Origin of the sequence: Stutzerimonas sp. S1 (genome assembly GCF_025966695.1) — a bacterium.
Taxonomy (GTDB): Bacteria; Pseudomonadota; Gammaproteobacteria; order Pseudomonadales; family Pseudomonadaceae; genus Stutzerimonas.
Genome location: NZ_JAOEIY010000005.1, coordinates 159,727 through 173,530, shown reverse-complemented (window position 1 = coordinate 173,530; position 13,804 = coordinate 159,727). Strand labels below are relative to the sequence as shown.

The following is a 13,804-nucleotide window of genomic DNA, read 5'->3' as shown; positions in this document are numbered from 1 at the left end:
CGGCAAACGCACGCGGCGCCAGTTCCAGACGCTATGCGCTCGTCGCCGCAGGCACTGTCACCCTTCCCCTCCCTGCGACATGCCGTCGCGCCGAGTTTCGCCGGCGGTCGGCAGCTCGACGCCTATCGCCCGGCTTTTTAGGTTTAGAATGCCCAGCACATTTTTCCGGTGACAGTGACATGACCGATCCCCGCAAAGAGCGTGACGCAGAACCGACGACCCACTTCGGCTACAAGAGCGTGCCGGAGAGCCAGAAGGCCGAGAAAGTGGCCGAGGTTTTCCACTCCGTGGCCGCCAAGTACGACCTGATGAACGACCTCATGTCCGGTGGCGTGCACCGGCTGTGGAAACGCTTCACCATCGAATTGTCCGGCGCCCGCCAGGGCAACCGCATCCTCGACATCGCTGGCGGCACAGGTGACCTGACCCGGCAGTTCTCGCGTATCGTCGGCCCCACCGGCGAAGTGGTGCTGGCCGATATCAACGCGTCGATGCTCAAGGTCGGTCGCGACAAGTTGCTGGACAAGGGCGTGGCCGGCAACGTCAAGTTCGTCCAGGCCGATGCCGAGAAGCTGCCGTTTCCGGACAATCACTTCGACGTGGTGACCATCGCCTTCGGTCTGCGCAACGTCACGCACAAGGACGACGCCATCCGCTCGATGCTGCGCGTGCTCAAGCCCGGCGGCCGCCTGTTGGTGCTGGAATTCTCCAAGCCAACCAACGCGCTGTTTTCCAAGGCCTACGATGCCTATTCGTTCAGCCTGCTGCCGCTGATGGGCAAGCTGATCACCAATGACGCCGACAGCTATCGCTATTTGGCCGAATCGATCCGCATGCATCCGGATCAGGAAACGCTTAAAGGCATGATGGAGACCGCCGGTTTCGAGCGCGTCAGCTACCACAACATGACCGGCGGCATCGTCGCCCTGCACCGGGGCATCAAGCCCTGATGCTGCGCGCAGCCCTGCTGGCCAGCGCCGAGCGCGGCCTCAACGGCATCCTGCGCCTGGACCCGACCGCACTGCGGCGCCTGTCCCGGCTCAGCGGTCGAATCATCGAGATCGATTGCAGTGCGCCGGCCTGGCGCCTGTTCATCCTGGCCGATGACGAGGGCCTGCGCCTGGCTTCGAACTGGGCCGCGGACGCCGATTGCCGCCTGCGCGCCCCGGCGACCAGCCTGCTCCGGCTCGCGATGAGCCGCAACAAGACGGCCGTTTTGCATGGCCCGGACGTCGAGATCGACGGCGACAGCGGCGTACTGATGAGCCTGGCCGAAGTGCTGCAGGATCTCGAGCTGGACTGGGAATATGAGATCTCCCGCTGGCTCGGCCCGGTCGGCGCCCAGCTGCTCAGTTCCGGCGTACGCGGCCCGCTGCGCTGGGCCCACGACAGCGCCGACACGCTACGCCAGGACCTGGCCGACTACCTCAACGAGGAAAGCCGCGCGCTGGTCGGTCAGGCCGAAGCGCAAGCGCGCTTCGCCGAACTGGACATGATGAAGCTGGCCCTTGACCGACTCGAGGCGCGCGTCGAGCGCCTCGCTCTCCACCTGAAACCAGACCAAGCCGAATGAAGCTGTTCGCCGCCGCCGCCCGCCTGTTCCGCATCCTGCTGGTGGTGATCCGTTACCGCCTGGATGACATCCTCCTCGATCTGCCGATGCCCTGGTGGCTGCGTGCGACCAGCTATCTGCTGCCATGGCGCTGGATTCCGCGGCGCCGTAGCGAGCTTTCCCGCGGCGCCCGCCTGCGTCTGGCGCTGGAAGGCCTCGGACCGATCTTCATCAAGTTCGGCCAGCTGTTGTCCACCCGCCGCGATCTGCTGCCACCGGATATCGCCGACGAACTGGCGATGCTGCAGGATCGCGTCCCGCCATTCGACTCCGACCACGCCATCGAGCTGATCGAGCAACAGCTGGGCGCCAGCGTCGCCAGCCTGTTCGCCCGTTTCGACAGCAAGCCGCTGGCCTCCGCCTCGGTGGCGCAGGTGCACGCCGCCAAACTGCGCAGCGGTGAGGAAGTGGTAGTGAAGGTGGTACGGCCGAACCTGCGGCCGGTGATCAGTCAGGATCTGGCGTGGCTGTTCATTCTGGCCAAGACTGCCGAACGCGCGTCCATCGACGCTCGCCGCCTGCATCTGGTGGAAGTAGTCGAGGACTATGCCAAGACCATCTACGACGAGCTCGATCTGCTGCGCGAGGCGGCCAACGCCAGCCAGTTGCGGCGCAACTTCGAAGGTTCGCCGCTGCTCTACGTACCGCAGATCTACTGGGATTACTGTCGCCCGCAGGTGCTGGTGATGGAGCGCATCTACGGCATACCGGTGACTGATATGGCTGCACTGGCGCGGCAGAACACCGACATGCGCCAGCTCGCCGAGCGCGGCGTGGAGATTTTCTTCACCCAGGTGTTTCGCGACAGCTTCTTCCACGCCGACATGCACCCCGGCAACATTTTCGTCAGTACCCACCAGCCGTGGAGCCCGCAGTACATCGCGGTGGACTTCGGCATCGTCGGCAGCCTGACGCCCGAGGACCAGGATTACCTGGCACGCAACCTGATGGCCTTCTTCAAGCGCGACTACCGCAAGGTCGCGCAGCTGCACATCGACTCGGGCTGGGTGCCGGCGGAGACCAAGGTCAACGAATTCGAGGCCGCGATCCGCACCGTCTGCGAGCCGATCTTCGAAAAACCGCTGAAGGACATCTCCTTCGGCCAGCTGCTGGTGCGCCTGTTCCAGGTGGCGCGGCGCTTCAACATGGAAGTGCAACCACAGCTGGTATTGCTGCAAAAGACCCTGCTCAATATCGAGGGCCTCGGCCGCGAGTTGTATCCCGATCTCGACCTCTGGAGCACCGGGCAGCCGTACCTCGAGCGCTGGATGCGCGAACGCATGAGCCCCAAGCAGCTGATCAAGAACGTGCACGCACAGATTGAACAGCTGCCGCACCTTGCACACATGACCCGCGAGCTGCTCGAGCGCATGGCCCATCCGCATGCCGACAACCCGCCGCCCCCCTGGCGCGAGCGCCACCACGGCTGGCCGCTGCGGCTGATCGGTGCGGTCTTGCTCGGCAGCGGCGCGACACTGGCAGCCGGTGCCGACAGCCTCACCGCGGTAGCTGCCTGGCCGGCATGGGTGATGCTGGTGGCCGGCATCCTCATCGTGGTGCGCCGATAGCCATCGCTGGTGCAGGCTGGCACACTTGGCCCATTGAGCGGAGAATCCGATGAACTGGCTGGACGAAATCAACTGGAACGCCGACGGCCTGGTCCCGGCGATTGCCCAGGACCACAAGACCGGTCGCGTGCTGATGATGGCCTGGATGAATCGCGAAGCCCTGGCACTGACCGCGCAGGAAAACCGTGCCATCTACTGGTCACGCTCGCGCGGCAAGCTGTGGCGCAAGGGCGAGGAATCCGGCCACGTGCAAAAGCTGCATGAGCTGCGCCTGGACTGCGACGCCGATGTGATCATCCTGATGGTCGAGCAGATCGGTGGCATCGCCTGCCATACCGGACGCGAAAGCTGCTTCTATCGGGTCTTCGAAAACGGCGCCTGGAAGGTCGTCGAACCGGTTCTGAAAGACCCGCACGCCATCTATGCGGAGCACAAGCATGAGTGACACCTTCGCCCGGCTGGCCGAGGTGCTGGAAGCCCGCAAGGGCGCTGCACCGGACAGTTCCTATGTAGCCAGCCTGTACCACAAGGGCCTGAACAAGATTCTCGAAAAGGTCGGTGAGGAATCGGTGGAAACCATTCTCGCCGCCAAGGACGCCGCAGCCAGCGGCGACTGCAGCGACCTGATCTACGAAACGGCCGATCTCTGGTTCCACAGCCTGGTCATGCTCGCTGCCCTCGGTCAGCACCCCCAGGCGGTCCTGGACGAACTGGACCGGCGCTTCGGTCTCTCCGGACACGCGGAAAAAGCCGCGCGTCCGCAAACCTGATTCACTCGGAGATATCACCATGGGTTTTGGCGGCATCAGCGTCTGGCAACTACTGATCATCCTCCTCATCGTCATCATGCTGTTCGGTACCAAGCGCCTCAAGGGCCTGGGCTCCGACCTCGGTGATGCGATCAAGGGGTTCCGTAAATCCATGGGTACCGACGAGGAAAAGCCCAGCGTCGAGGAAAAGCCCGGACAGACCATCGATGCCCAGGCACGCAAGGTCGAAGAGCCGACCAAGAAAGACTAGCCACACCTGCAGCCTGGCGCTGCGGCGACCCTTCCCGGAAGACGCCGCCATCCGCCAGGCAGCCCGCCCTTTGATATGAGCATGTCCTGATGTTCGACATCGGTTTCACCGAACTGCTACTGGTCGGCCTGGTGGCCCTGATGGTGCTTGGCCCCGAGCGCCTGCCTGGTGCCGTTCGCACCACTGGCCTGTGGGTCGGCCGACTGAAGCGCAGCTTCAGCAACATCAAGGCCGAGGTCGAGCGCGAGATCGGCGCTGACGAGATTCGCCGCCAGTTGCACAACGAGCGCATTCTCGACCTCGAGCGCGAGATGAAGCAGAGCATCATGCCGCCGACCACGGCCGCCAGTTCGAACACCGCCGCCAGCGACAGTCCGAGCACCCCCAACGCCACTCCGGCGCCGAAGCCCGAGCCCGAGCCCGAGCCGGAGCCGGAGTCTGTACCCGAGCCCATCAAGGCCGCCGAGCCGACGCCCGTTTCTCGTCCTGACAGATCGCCAGAACCATGAGCAAGAGTTCCCTCGACGATCAGGAAATGCCGCTGGTCGCCCATCTGACCGAGCTGCGCAAGCGCCTGCTGCGCTGCGTGATCGCCATCGCCCTGCTGTTCGGCGGACTGTTCTACTTTTCCCAGCAGATCTACGCGCTGGTCGCCGCACCGCTGCGCGCCTACCTGCCGGAAGGCGCGACGATGATCGCCACTGGCGTCGCCTCGCCCTTCCTGACGCCGTTCAAGCTGACCCTGATGGTCGCGTTGTTCCTGTCGATGCCGATCATCCTGCACCAGATCTGGGGCTTCATCGCCCCCGGTCTGTACAAGCACGAAAAGCGCATCGCCGTGCCGCTGCTGGTCTCCAGCATCTTCCTGTTCTATGCCGGCATGGCTTTCGCCTACTTCGTGGTATTCCCGATCATGTTCGGCTTCTTCGCCAGTGTGACGCCCGAAGGCGTCTCGATGATGACCGACATCGGCCAGTACCTGGATTTCGTCCTTACCCTGTTCTTCGCCTTCGGCGTGGCGTTCGAGATTCCAGTGGCGACTTTTCTGCTGATCTGGGTCGGCATCGTCGATGTGGCCACCCTGCGCAAGAGCCGTCCCTACGTGATCGTCGGTTGTTTCGCCGTGGGCATGGTGCTGACGCCGCCGGACGTATTCTCCCAGACGCTGCTGGCCGTGCCGATGTGGTTGCTGTTCGAGGCTGGCGTACTCTGCGGCAGCATGGTCAAGAAGCGCGACGAGGAGTTCCGCGGCGACGCCGAAGACGACGAGCAGCCGGACACCGGCAGCCAACCGCCCGCGCCACGGCCGTGAATCTGCTGCTGCTCGAACCGGCGGATTTCGTGGCCGCCAACCGCGTACGGCTGCGTGACCGCCGGCTGAAACACCTGCAGGAAGTGCATCGTGCCGAGCCGGGCGAGACGCTGCGGGTCGGCCTGCTGGGCGGTGCCATGGGCCGTGGCCAACTGTTGCACCTTGCCAGCGATGAGGCGCAGCTCGAAGTCGAGTTCGACCAGCCGCCGCCAGCGAAACTGCCGATCACCCTGCTACTCGCCCTGCCCCGGCCGAAGATGCTCAAGCGCGTACTGCAGACGATCGCCACCATGGGCGTTCCGCGACTGGTCCTGCTCAATAGCTACCGGGTGGAAAAGAGCTTCTGGCAGACGCCCTTCCTCGAGCCGGCGGCGATTCGCGAGCAGCTGATCCTCGGCTTGGAGCAGGCCCGCGATACCGTGTTGCCGCAAGTCAGCATCGAGAAACGCTTCAAGCCCTTTGTCGAAGATCATCTGCCGCAGCTGGTTGCGGGCAGCTGCGGGTTGGTCGGCCATCCCGGCGACTATCCAGCCTGCCCACGCGCTGTCGAGGGCCCAGTAACCCTGGCTATCGGCCCTGAGGGCGGCTGGATTCCCTACGAAGTGGATAAGCTCGCCGCCGCCGGTCTGCAGCCGGTGCAGCTCGGCGAGCGCATCCTGCGGGTGGAAACGGCAGTCAGTGCCCTGCTGGCGCGCCTTTTCTGACGCTTCTGTCATACGACGGCCGGCCTCCGATGAACGCAAGGCACGCGCGCGGCGCCGACGGGTCACATGAGCTGAATCCAACAAAACAGCAGCCCTTGCCATGCGCCCCTTGACCATCGATCTGCACCGCCTCGAATACGCCTTGGACAACCGGGACACCAGCGAGCACTACCTCGACCTGGAAACCGGGGAGATCCGTGCCGTCTTTCCCGGCGAAGCCGCGCCCGGTAGCAAGGACAAGTACGACGTCCAGCCAAACCGTTACCTGTTGATCGAGCCACTGGAACTGAGCCAGTTGCTCGCCATGCGCGAAGCGTTCCTCTTCACCCAGCACCATCCGCTGGCGCACACGGTACTCGCCGACGCGCTGGCCGGACGTCGGCCGCTACGTACGTTCGACTACAAACTGGAAGACTTTCCCGAAGTGCGCCAGGCCTGGCTGGACTACCAGGCGGTACAACTGCGCGAGTACGCCATCACCTGGCTGCACGAGCACGACCTCGAACCCGCGCGCGCCTGAGCCTCAACTCTCGAGAAGGAAGGTCACCGGCCCGTCGTTCTGCAGGTACACCTGCATGTCGGCGCCGAAGCGTCCGCAGGCGACCTCTGAGTGTTGCTCACGCGCCTGCGTCAGCAGATAGTCGTAGAGTTCTTCGCCCAGAGCCGGCGGTGCTGCGCTGGAGAAGCTCGGCCGCAGGCCGCTCTTGGTATCGGCTGCCAAGGTGAACTGCGAGACCAGCAGCAGGCCACCACCGACATCCTTCAGCGAGCGGTTCATGCGTCCTTGCGCATCGCTGAAGACCCGGTAGTTGAGCAACTTGTGCAGCAGCTTGTCGGCGCGAGCTCGATTGTCTTCGCGTTCGACGCCGATCAGCACCAGCAGCCCCTGATCGATGGAGCCAACCACCTCGCCGTTTACCTCGACGCGAGCCTGTCGCACCCGCTGCAACAGCCCCTTCATCAGGCATCATCCGCCGGCGGCGCATCGATCAGCCGCTGAGCGATGTCGCTCGCCGCCCTCACCAACGCGTCGGTGATACCGCTTTCCGCTGCGGAATGGCCGGCGTCGCGGATGATCTGCAACTCGCTTTCCGGCCAGGCCTGGTGCAGCGACCAGGCATTATCCAGCGGGCAAATGGCGTCGTAGCGGCCGTGCACGATGATGCCCGGCAGATGGGCGATCTTCGGCATATCGCGCAGCAGCTGATTCGGCTCGAGGAACGCCTGATTGACGAAGTAATGACACTCGATGCGTGCCATCGATAGCGCGCGGTGGGTGTCGGTGAAGCGCTCCACCACCTGATGATTGGGCCGCAGCGTAGCGGTCCGCCCCTCCCAGCATGACCAGGCCTTGGCCGCGTGCATCTGGGCGATCTGGTCGCTACCGGTGAGCCGCTGGTAAAACGCCTGCATCAGATCGCCACGCTCCTCCGGCGGAATTGGTGCGACGAAATCCTCCCAGTAGTCCGGGAACAGTCGGCTGGCACCCTCCTGGTAGAACCACGCCAGATCCTGCGGCCGGCAAAGGAAGATGCCGCGCAGGATCAGCGCATGCACGTGCGCGGGGTACGCCTGCGCATAGGCCAGCGACAGGGTCGAGCCCCAGGAGCCACCGAACAGCACCCACTTGTCGATGCCGAGATACTCGCGGATACGCCGCATGTCGGCGATCAGGTGCGCGGTGGTATTGTTCTCCAGGCTTGCGTGCGGCGTCGAACGCCCGCAGCCGCGCTGATCGAAGGTGATGATGCGATAGACGTTGGGATCGAAGAAGCGCCGACTCAGCGCATCGCAGCCGCCACCGGGACCACCGTGAACGAATAGCACCGGCAGGCCGTCCGGTGAACCGCTCTCGTCGACGTAGAGCACATGCGGATCGTCGACCGCCAGCTCGTGTCGCGCGTAGGGTTTGATCTCCGGATACAAGCTCTGCATGGCACACTCCCGTTCTGCATGGCGGGCGGTCGGCCCATCGACATGTTCGGCATCATAGCTAGGAACGCGGACTTGAGCATGCCACTGCGTAAATTAGCCACTCTCGCCTGCCTCCTGTGCAGCCTGCTGCTGGGCGGCTGCACGGAACAGCCGCAGGCGGCGCTCGAAGCCGCCGTGCAACAGCTACAGGACAGCCTGGAAGGGAAGCGGACTGCCACGCTGATGGAGCTGCTGCATCCGGATTTCCGCGCCCAGCAGCAACACGACCGTGACTGGGCGCGGCGCACCGCCGCGCTGATGTTCCTGCGTCACCGCAACGTCGGGGTGCTCGCGCTCGGCCAGCGCAGCTGGATCGACCCGACCTACCCCGATCGAGGCCACACCGAGGCGCAGGTTGCGCTGACCGGCGCCGAGGGCCTACTGCCGCAGCAGGCGGCGCATTACAGCGTGCGTCTGGAGTGGTGGCGCGAGGGCGACGACTGGCGCCTGGCGCGTCTGGACTGGGACTGAACCAAGCGCCCGCTAACGGCGCTCGCCGCGCCAGATCAGCGCATCCGTGGCGTAACCCCGCGCCTGCGCCTCCTTCAGCAGCCGTTCGCGCACCTCCGCTGCAACCTGCGGCGAGCGCGCCAGCAGCCAGAGATACTCGCGGTCAGGACTGCCCACCAGCACCGTTTCGTAGTTCTGCTCGAGGTACAGCACCCAGTAGTGGCCGCGGGTCAGCCGCGGAAACAGCCGGCTGAACCAGTTGTCGAAGCGTACCCACAGACGATCGGTGCGTCCCTGTTCCTGCGGTAGCGCCTGCCCATCCGCCTGTTGCCAGGTGCCATCGGCCGTACGGCAGCGATTGCGCACCGCTACGCTGCCGTCGTCCTGCAGGCGGTAATGCGCCTCGGACTCCACACAGTTGCGCTGGAAGAACATCGGTAGCCGCGCCAGTTCATACCAAGTGCCCTGGTAGCGCTGCAGATCCACCTGCCCGGCCGTGCGTGGCGGCGCTTCACGAGTGTTCGCGCCGGTGCAGCCCAGCAGCAGAACGCAACTCAGAGCGAGCAGCACGCATCTGGCAGTCATTTCAGCCCCTTGCCAGAAAACATCATCACCTTGTCGCCGGCGAACTGGATGCTGATGAAGCGGTTCTTGTCGCCCCAGGTGCAGCTGGACATACCCAGCGCACCGGCGCACTCCTCCGGCTTGCCGAGCAGCTGCTCGACTTCGGTGCGCGGCATACCGGCCTTGAGCTTGGCGAAGTTGTCCTGGGTGATCGGGCTGCAGCCGCCGAGCAACAGGGCAAGGGTGATCAGAGCGGGATAACGCACGGACATGGACGGACTCCTTGGGTTCATGACAGCGTAGCTTCCGGGTTCGCCCCGCGCCCGCCAAGCGATCAGGTCACGGCTAGAAACGCGAACCCGGCTCGGCCAGGAAGGCCCGCTCGGCTTCCGTCGATTCGCGCCCGAGGATGGCGTTGCGATGCGGAAAACGGCCGAAGCGGGCAATCACCGCGCGGTGGCGCACGGCGTAATCGAGAAAATCGTCGAACAGCGGCTGTTCATCCACCGTCGCAATGTCCCTCAACTGACCGAACTGCGCTACGGCCAGTTCCTGCCACGAGAGATTCTCGGCGTGCTCCAGCACCAGGTAGATGAACACGCGCTGGATGGGTGACAGCAACACATCGCCGCCATGCGCCAAACCATCCCGCACCAGCTGCTCGGCACGTCCATCACCAGCAAACGCCAGCGGTGTGCCGCGATGGATCATCCGCGGCAACTGGTCGAGCAGCAGGATGAGCGCCAGCCAGCCAGCGGGGTTCTCCGCCCACGCCTCGAGACCGCCGTGTAGTGCCTCGTCGCACAGCGCTCCGAACCGCTCGCGCGCCAGATCGTCCTGTTCGGCCCGATAGCCGAACCAGAGAGCATGCTTCTCGGCGGCGATTTCGCCCGCCGTGGTGCCCTGGCCGAACCACCAGTCCAGCAACGCCTGCCAGGGCGCGCGCATCATTCAGGCCTGGTGGTAGCCGGTGACGCGCTCGACTTCTTCCTTGGAGCCGAGGAAGACCGGCACTCGCTGGTGCAGCGAACTCGGCTGGATATCGAGGATGCGCTGGGTCCCGGTGGTCGCCGCCCCGCCAGCCTGTTCGATGATCATCGACATCGGGTTGGCCTCGTACATCAGGCGCAGCTTGCCGGGCATCGACGGATCGCGAGCATCGCGCGGGTACATGAAGATGCCGCCACGCGTCAGGATGCGGTGTACGTCGGCCACCATCGAGGCGATCCAGCGCATGTTGTAGTTCTTGCCCAGCGGGCCTTCCTTGCCGGCCAGCAGCTCGCCAACGTAGCGTTTGACCGGTTCTTCCCAGTGGCGCTGGTTGGACATATTGATGGCGAATTCGGCGGTGCTCTGCGGCACCTGCAGGTGCTCGTGAGTCAGCACGAAGCTGCCCAGTTCGCGATCGAGGGTGAAGCCCATCACGCCGTGCCCGAGGGTCAGGATCAGCATGGTCTGCGGACCGTAGATGGCATAACCGGCGGCGACCTGCTCGGTGCCCGGCTGCAGGAAGGCTTCCTCACCGAGGCTGTCGTTCTGCGAGAAGCACTGGTTGGGGCAGCGCAGCACCGAGAAGATGGTGCCGACCGATACGTTCACGTCGATGTTGCTGGAGCCGTCCAGCGGATCGAAGACCAGCAGGTAGGCCCCCTTGGGATACTTGCCGGGAATCTGGTAAGCGTTGTCCATTTCCTCGGAAGCCATGCCGGCCAGGTGGCCGCCCCACTCGTTGGCCTCGAGCAGGATCTCGTTGGATAGCACGTCGAGCTTCTTCTGCACCTCACCCTGGATGTTCTCGCTTTCGGCGCTGCCGAGGACGCCGCCGAGTGCGCCCTTGGATACGGCATGGCTGATTTCCTTGCACGCTCGCGCCACTACCTCGATTAGAAAACGCAGATCCGCAGGGGTGTTGTTGCTGCGGGTCTGCTCGATCAGGTAGCGACTCAGAGTTACGCGTGACATGGACAAGGCTCCAGAGGGAAAAAAACCCGCGCAGTTTAACAGGCCGGCGGAAAACTAACCCCCCTCAGACCGGCGTCGCCACACCGGAGTTCAGCGCCACGGCGGGCAACGTGCCATACGGCTAACCGCCGCGGCTGCCAGGGCGCCACGGCCGTCTGCGCTACATCACTTTCCAGATTTCGCTGGCGTACTCACGAATGGTGCGATCGGAGGAAAACCAGCCCGTTCTGGCGGTATTCAGCACCGCCGAGCGCCACCAGCTATCCGGATCGCGCCAGCGTGCCTCGACGTCGAGCTGCGCCTGCCAGTAGGCTTCGAAATCGGCACAGACCTGATAAGTGTCATGCCAGCTGAGCCCGTCCACCAGCCCGACGTAGCGCCCTGGGTCCTCGGCGGAAAAGGCGCCGCCACGAATTGCCGACAGCACCTCGCTGAGCCGCCGCGAGCCGATGATGGTGGCTTCGGCATTGAACTCGCCGGCGCGCTTGCGGGCCTCCACCTGCTGCGCCGTGAGACCGAAGATGAACATGTGTTCCAGACCGATCTGCTCACTCATCTCGACATTCGCGCCGTCCAGCGTGCCGATGGTCAGCGCGCCGTTGAGGGCGAACTTCATGTTGCTGGTGCCGGACGCCTCAAGGCCGGCGGTGGAAATCTGCTCGGACAGATCGGCGGCAGGGATGATGTCCTCGGCCAGGCTGACGTTGTAGTTCGGCAGGAACACCACCTTGAGCAGGCCACGCACGGTCGGATCGTCGTTGATGGTGCGGGCGATGTCGTTGGCCAGCTTGATGATCAGCTTGGCCTGGTGGTAGCTGGCCGCAGCCTTGCCAGCGAAGATCTTCACCCGCGGTACCCAGTCACCGCCCGGATCGGCGCAGATCGCGTGGTACAGCGCCACGGTGTGCAGCAGGTTGAGCAGCTGGCGCTTGTATTCATGGATGCGTTTGACGTGCACATCGAACAGCGCGTGCGGGTCGACGCTGACACCTACGCGCTCCTGGATCAGCGCGGCCAGGTGACGTTTGTTGGCCAACCGCTGTTCGGCGAAGCGCTGGCGGAAGGCGGCCTGCTCGGCAAACGGCTCGAGCCCGCGCAGGCGGGTTTCCGGGTCGTCCAGCAACGCCTCGCCGAGGTTTTCCACCAGCAGGCGGGTGAGGTGCGGGTTGGCCTGGTACAGCCAACGGCGGAAGGTGATGCCGTTGGTCTTGTTGTTGATCCGCTGCGGGTAGAGCCCGTGCAGGTCGGTAAACACCGTCTTGCGCATCAGCTGGGTGTGCAGAGCCGACACGCCGTTGACGCTGTAAGAGCCCAGGAAGGCGAGGTTGCCCATGCGCACGCGGCGACCATGATCCTCCTCGATCAGCGAGACCGAACGCAGCAGGTCAGCGTCGTGCACGCCGCGATCGCGCAGACAGTCCAGATGATGGGCGTTGATCAGGTAGATGATCTGCATGTGCCGCGGCAGCAGGCGCTCCATCAGTCCCACCGGCCAGGTTTCCAGCGCCTCGGGCAACAGGGTGTGGTTGGTATAGGACAGCGTCGCCGTGGTCAGTCGCCAGGCGCGCTGCCAGTCCAGGCCATGCACGTCGACCAGCAGCCGCATCAGCTCGGCCACGGCGATGGCCGGATGGGTGTCGTTGAGCTGGATCGCCGCGTAGTCCGGCAGGTTGTCCAGCGTGCCGCGCTGGTCGAGATGGCGGCGCAGCAGATCCTGCAGCGAGGCGGCGACGAAGAAGTACTCCTGGCGCAGGCGCAGCTCCTGTCCGGCCTCGGTGCTGTCGGCCGGATAGAGCACCCGCGAGATGCTCTGCGCGCGCGCCTCTTCGGCCACCGCGCCGATGTGATCGCCGGCATTGAAGCGCTCCAGGTGGAAATCCGCTTCGGCGCGCGCGCGCCACAGGCGCAGGGTGTTCACGCTGGCGCCCCGCCAGCCGACGATCGGGGTGTCGTAGGCGATTGCCCGCACCCCTTCAGCCCAGTGCCAGAAGTGCTTGGGCTCGCCGCCGCCCTCGGCGGGCATCGCCGTGACATGGCCGCCAAAGCCGATCAGATAGCTGACCTCGGGCCGCTCGAATTCCCAGGGATTGCCGAAGTCCAGCCAGGTCTCGGTCTGTTCATGCTGCCAACCATCGACGATGGCCTGCCGGAACAGGCCGTGGTCATAGCGAATGCCATAGCCATGCGCCGCCACGCCGAGCGTCGCCATGCTTTCCATGAAGCAGGCCGCGAGCCGGCCGAGACCGCCGTTGCCCAGCGCGGCATCCGGCTCGACCAGGCGGATCCGCTCGATGTCCACATCCAGATCGGCCAGCGCCTCACGCGCCACTTCGAGCAGCCCAAGGTTGCTCAGGCTGTCGACCAGCAGGCGGCCGATGAGAAATTCCAGCGAGAGGTAGTACACCCGCTTGCAGCCATCCTTGTAGGTCTGGCGGGTGCATTCCATCCAGTGATCGATGATGCGGTCACGAGCGGCGAGCGCCACGGCCTCGAACCAATCGTAATCGGAGGCGTGTTCGGGATCCTTGCCGACCGAGTAGGTCAGCTTGCGCAGAACTTTTTCACGGAATGCGGCGACGTCGTCGGAGAGAGATACGGCGGATTCCTGCGTCATGGGTAAACCTCGCAGCGGGCGAAA

At 64.6% G+C, this 13,804-nt stretch carries 17 protein-coding genes and 1 pseudogene; 11 read left to right on the top strand and 7 right to left on the bottom strand.

Annotation, left to right across the window (positions count from 1 at the left end):
• The first annotated feature begins 179 nt into the window (after positions 1–179).
• The 10 genes and pseudogenes from ubiE to N8H22_RS12170 all read left to right on the top strand — a co-directional run.
• Positions 180–950 carry a bifunctional demethylmenaquinone methyltransferase/2-methoxy-6-polyprenyl-1,4-benzoquinol methylase UbiE gene (gene ubiE, locus N8H22_RS12215; RefSeq protein ID WP_264590785.1) on the top strand — a complete coding sequence of 257 codons (771 nt, stop codon included), beginning with the start codon at positions 180–182 and terminating at the stop codon, positions 948–950.
• A complete protein-coding gene (locus N8H22_RS12210) occupies positions 950–1,573 on the top strand; it encodes an SCP2 sterol-binding domain-containing protein (protein ID WP_264590784.1) in 624 nt (207 codons plus the stop codon). Before ubiE ends, N8H22_RS12210 begins: the two co-directional genes overlap by 1 nt.
• Positions 1,570–3,180, top strand: a complete 1,611-nt coding sequence (gene ubiB, locus N8H22_RS12205) for a ubiquinone biosynthesis regulatory protein kinase UbiB (protein WP_264590783.1) — start codon at positions 1,570–1,572, stop codon at positions 3,178–3,180. The genes N8H22_RS12210 and ubiB overlap by 4 nt, the downstream gene beginning before the upstream one ends.
• Before the next feature lie 49 nt (positions 3,181–3,229).
• The gene (gene hisI, locus N8H22_RS12200; RefSeq protein ID WP_264590782.1) at positions 3,230–3,625 is read left to right on the top strand and encodes a phosphoribosyl-AMP cyclohydrolase; all 396 of its coding nucleotides are present in this window, start codon (positions 3,230–3,232) and stop codon (positions 3,623–3,625) included.
• Positions 3,618–3,950 carry a phosphoribosyl-ATP diphosphatase gene (locus N8H22_RS12195; protein ID WP_264590781.1) on the top strand — a complete coding sequence of 111 codons (333 nt, stop codon included), beginning with the start codon at positions 3,618–3,620 and terminating at the stop codon, positions 3,948–3,950. Before hisI ends, N8H22_RS12195 begins: the two co-directional genes overlap by 8 nt.
• Before the next feature lie 19 nt (positions 3,951–3,969).
• Positions 3,970–4,200, top strand: coding sequence for a twin-arginine translocase TatA/TatE family subunit (tatA, locus tag N8H22_RS12190; RefSeq protein WP_264590780.1), 231 nt, complete (start codon positions 3,970–3,972; stop codon positions 4,198–4,200).
• 89 nt (positions 4,201–4,289) lie between these two features.
• Entirely contained in the window at positions 4,290–4,709 is a 420-nt protein-coding gene (tatB, locus tag N8H22_RS12185) for a Sec-independent protein translocase protein TatB (RefSeq protein ID WP_264590779.1), read from the top strand.
• Positions 4,706–5,512 carry a twin-arginine translocase subunit TatC gene (gene tatC, locus N8H22_RS12180; RefSeq protein ID WP_264590778.1) on the top strand — a complete coding sequence of 269 codons (807 nt, stop codon included), beginning with the start codon at positions 4,706–4,708 and terminating at the stop codon, positions 5,510–5,512. Before tatB ends, tatC begins: the two co-directional genes overlap by 4 nt.
• Positions 5,509–6,216: a 16S rRNA (uracil(1498)-N(3))-methyltransferase gene (locus N8H22_RS12175; protein ID WP_264590777.1), complete on the top strand. Its 708-nt coding sequence runs from the start codon at positions 5,509–5,511 to the stop codon at positions 6,214–6,216. Before tatC ends, N8H22_RS12175 begins: the two co-directional genes overlap by 4 nt.
• A gap of 100 nt (positions 6,217–6,316) precedes the next feature.
• A pseudogene (locus N8H22_RS12170) lies at positions 6,317–6,724 on the top strand (UPF0158 family protein); the annotation flags it as partial.
• 15 nt (positions 6,725–6,739) lie between these two features.
• On the opposite strand, the gene dtd reads toward N8H22_RS12170, so the two are convergent.
• Both dtd and pip read right to left on the bottom strand, forming a co-directional pair.
• Positions 6,740–7,177 (bottom strand): D-aminoacyl-tRNA deacylase, encoded by a 438-nt coding sequence (dtd, locus tag N8H22_RS12165; protein WP_264590776.1) that lies wholly within the window; start codon positions 7,175–7,177, stop codon positions 6,740–6,742.
• Positions 7,177–8,151: a prolyl aminopeptidase gene (pip, locus tag N8H22_RS12160; RefSeq protein ID WP_264590775.1), complete on the bottom strand. Its 975-nt coding sequence runs from the start codon at positions 8,149–8,151 to the stop codon at positions 7,177–7,179. Before pip ends, dtd begins: the two co-directional genes overlap by 1 nt.
• Positions 8,152–8,229: 78 nt before the next feature.
• Between pip and N8H22_RS12155 the strand changes: the two genes are divergently transcribed.
• Complete coding sequence (locus tag N8H22_RS12155) at positions 8,230–8,661, top strand: hypothetical protein (protein WP_264590774.1); 432 nt, start codon at positions 8,230–8,232, stop codon at positions 8,659–8,661.
• A 12-nt stretch (positions 8,662–8,673) separates the two neighbouring features.
• Here N8H22_RS12155 and N8H22_RS12150 read toward each other — a convergent pair whose 3' ends face one another.
• The 5 genes from N8H22_RS12150 to N8H22_RS12130 form a co-directional block, all read right to left on the bottom strand.
• The gene (locus N8H22_RS12150; RefSeq protein ID WP_264590773.1) at positions 8,674–9,225 is read right to left on the bottom strand and encodes a lipocalin family protein; all 552 of its coding nucleotides are present in this window, start codon (positions 9,223–9,225) and stop codon (positions 8,674–8,676) included.
• Positions 9,222–9,476, bottom strand: coding sequence for an outer membrane protein assembly factor BamE (locus tag N8H22_RS12145; RefSeq protein ID WP_264590772.1), 255 nt, complete (start codon positions 9,474–9,476; stop codon positions 9,222–9,224). Before N8H22_RS12145 ends, N8H22_RS12150 begins: the two co-directional genes overlap by 4 nt.
• A gap of 73 nt (positions 9,477–9,549) precedes the next feature.
• On the bottom strand, positions 9,550–10,152 hold the full coding sequence (locus tag N8H22_RS12140; protein ID WP_264590771.1) for a DUF924 family protein: 603 nt from the start codon (positions 10,150–10,152) through the stop codon (positions 9,550–9,552).
• A gap of 3 nt (positions 10,153–10,155) precedes the next feature.
• Complete coding sequence (locus N8H22_RS12135; protein ID WP_264590770.1) at positions 10,156–11,166, bottom strand: class 1 fructose-bisphosphatase; 1,011 nt, start codon at positions 11,164–11,166, stop codon at positions 10,156–10,158.
• 160 nt (positions 11,167–11,326) lie between these two features.
• Positions 11,327–13,780 carry a glycogen/starch/alpha-glucan phosphorylase gene (locus N8H22_RS12130; protein ID WP_264590769.1) on the bottom strand — a complete coding sequence of 818 codons (2,454 nt, stop codon included), beginning with the start codon at positions 13,778–13,780 and terminating at the stop codon, positions 11,327–11,329.
• Positions 13,781–13,804 lie beyond the last annotated feature (24 nt).

Bases quoted from the DNA above. Each gene is read 5' to 3' on its own strand.
- ubiB (WP_264590783.1), top strand. From the start codon at position 1,570: ATGAAGCTGTTCGCCGCCGCCGCCCGCCTGTTCCGCATCCTGCTGGTG.
- ubiE (WP_264590785.1), top strand. From the start codon at position 180: ATGACCGATCCCCGCAAAGAGCGTGACGCAGAACCGACGACCCACTTC.
- N8H22_RS12135 (WP_264590770.1), bottom strand. From the start codon at position 11,166: ATGTCACGCGTAACTCTGAGTCGCTACCTGATCGAGCAGACCCGCAGC.
- N8H22_RS12145 (WP_264590772.1), bottom strand. From the start codon at position 9,476: ATGTCCGTGCGTTATCCCGCTCTGATCACCCTTGCCCTGTTGCTCGGC.
- dtd (WP_264590776.1), bottom strand. From the start codon at position 7,177: ATGAAGGGGCTGTTGCAGCGGGTGCGACAGGCTCGCGTCGAGGTAAAC.
- pip (WP_264590775.1), bottom strand. From the start codon at position 8,151: ATGCAGAGCTTGTATCCGGAGATCAAACCCTACGCGCGACACGAGCTG.
- tatC (WP_264590778.1), top strand. From the start codon at position 4,706: ATGAGCAAGAGTTCCCTCGACGATCAGGAAATGCCGCTGGTCGCCCAT.
- N8H22_RS12140 (WP_264590771.1), bottom strand. From the start codon at position 10,152: ATGCGCGCGCCCTGGCAGGCGTTGCTGGACTGGTGGTTCGGCCAGGGC.
- N8H22_RS12155 (WP_264590774.1), top strand. From the start codon at position 8,230: ATGCCACTGCGTAAATTAGCCACTCTCGCCTGCCTCCTGTGCAGCCTG.
- N8H22_RS12150 (WP_264590773.1), bottom strand. From the start codon at position 9,225: ATGACTGCCAGATGCGTGCTGCTCGCTCTGAGTTGCGTTCTGCTGCTG.
- tatA (WP_264590780.1), top strand. From the start codon at position 3,970: ATGGGTTTTGGCGGCATCAGCGTCTGGCAACTACTGATCATCCTCCTC.
- N8H22_RS12210 (WP_264590784.1), top strand. From the start codon at position 950: ATGCTGCGCGCAGCCCTGCTGGCCAGCGCCGAGCGCGGCCTCAACGGC.
- tatB (WP_264590779.1), top strand. From the start codon at position 4,290: ATGTTCGACATCGGTTTCACCGAACTGCTACTGGTCGGCCTGGTGGCC.
- hisI (WP_264590782.1), top strand. From the start codon at position 3,230: ATGAACTGGCTGGACGAAATCAACTGGAACGCCGACGGCCTGGTCCCG.
- N8H22_RS12195 (WP_264590781.1), top strand. From the start codon at position 3,618: ATGAGTGACACCTTCGCCCGGCTGGCCGAGGTGCTGGAAGCCCGCAAG.
- N8H22_RS12130 (WP_264590769.1), bottom strand. From the start codon at position 13,780: ATGACGCAGGAATCCGCCGTATCTCTCTCCGACGACGTCGCCGCATTC.